This window comes from Liberiplasma polymorphum (assembly GCF_043951795.1).
Lineage (GTDB): Bacteria > Bacillota_I > Bacilli_A > Izemoplasmatales > Izemoplasmataceae > Liberiplasma > Liberiplasma polymorphum.
The window spans coordinates 1-1,577 of the sequence record NZ_JBIOAG010000077.1 but is presented as its reverse complement, the minus strand read 5'-3'; the positions used below and the strand labels follow the sequence as shown (position 1 = coordinate 1,577).

The window sequence follows — 1,577 nt, the reverse complement described above, 5'->3', positions numbered from 1 at the left end:
GAGCTAACTATTTAGTTTTCAAGTAAAACTTGTATTTTTTTACAAAGATCTAATTTAAGGCATAATTAAAGAACCACACAAAGTGTAGTAGCTTAGCTTCGGTGTAAGTTATTTTATGTTTGCGGAATAAATTCCTTTTGATGTTTGATGATTGAGTAGAGAACTCTTGTAACTTTCTTAGTAACGTGTCCTAATGTTGTTAAATAGCTTTTACCCTCTTTGCTCATCTTCTTATTGTAGTAATCAATGAAGGTTTGATCACAGTGGATAATGCGGGAAGAGACAATATGAATAGCCCATCTTAAGGTAGCGGAGCCACGTTTAGAAATCTTTCTTCTTGGCGCATCATAATCACCAGACTGATACACCGAAGGATCGAGACCCGCGTAGGCTAATAATTTATTCGCATTACTAAAACGAAGAATATTACCGATTTCACCTAAAATGATACCTGCAGTTGTGTATCCAATCCCAGGGACACTAAGTAGATACGTGAAATGGTTATCGACGATGTCCTTGATTTCTGCCTCAAAGCTTTTGATTTGTGTATTGAGAAATTCGATGCGTTCAACGAGGGCTTTAATTTGAAAGGCATATACCCTAGAATCTTGACCAATTGTTTCTTGAGCGAGCGTTTTAAGGTTTACGGCTTGTTCATAGCCATAGTGTCCACGTGATCCTTTATGCAAGGTATTGGTTAAACCGTCTATACGTGTCGTTGCGATGACACTTGGAATCCCGTAAGTTTTAAGGACTCGATACGACACTTTGAGTTGAATATTTTTGAATACTTTGTAGTATTCTGGAAACGTAATACTTATCAAGGCGTGCAGTTTATTTAGTTCAATACGCAACTGTTTTTTTATCGCTAAACGCTCTCTAGATAATGACTTTAGCTCTTCAGTATGATAAGATTTAAGTGTATAGGGCTTGAAGTCAAATTTGTTTCTGTCGAGAAACATACAAATGGATAATGCATCGATTTTATCTGTCTTCGTTTTACGAAGCGATGATGATTTGCGATCCATATTGGTTAATAAAGGGTTGATTAACATTACCTTATAGTCATTTTTCGCGAGGTGATGGAGGATGTTAATACTATAATGCCCAGTTGATTCAAGTCCTATACGTATATTTTGGTCTTGAAAAAACTCTTGGGCGTTCCTCATAGCGTCTTGGAGTTTTTTAAATCCTTTTAGAGAGTTATCAATACTTCCAGTGCTCGCTATCTCGCCTAAGTCATTCATAATCGCATAGTCGTGTTTCTTACTAGCGACGTCAATACCAACGTAAATCAAATTACCATTCCTTTCTTTGATTAACACTGTAGCGCAACTACACATTTTCAATTCGGTGTTCCCTATTTCAATAACCGGTCTACCCTTCTAAAGTAGCCGTATCTAACTCATTACCACACTCAATTGAAACTGTAGCTATAGCCTCAATAAACCAGTCTTCAAAAGAAGCTGTAAGGTGATGGGTAAATAGTCTACAATGTTATCAATTTAATTATTATATACATATGAGGATATGTCTACCTCTTAATACAAAGAGACAAATATATTATAATAGGTGAT

Annotated in this window: 1 protein-coding gene; it reads right to left on the bottom strand. The window is 36.0% G+C overall.

All coding sequences use genetic code 11. From position 1 onward, the window contains the following. Positions 1–113 precede the first annotated feature (113 nt). On the bottom strand, positions 114–1,298 hold the full coding sequence (locus ACHAJD_RS09820; protein WP_435585691.1) for an IS110 family RNA-guided transposase: 1,185 nt from the start codon (positions 1,296–1,298) through the stop codon (positions 114–116). Between the last annotated feature and the right edge of the window lie 279 nt (positions 1,299–1,577).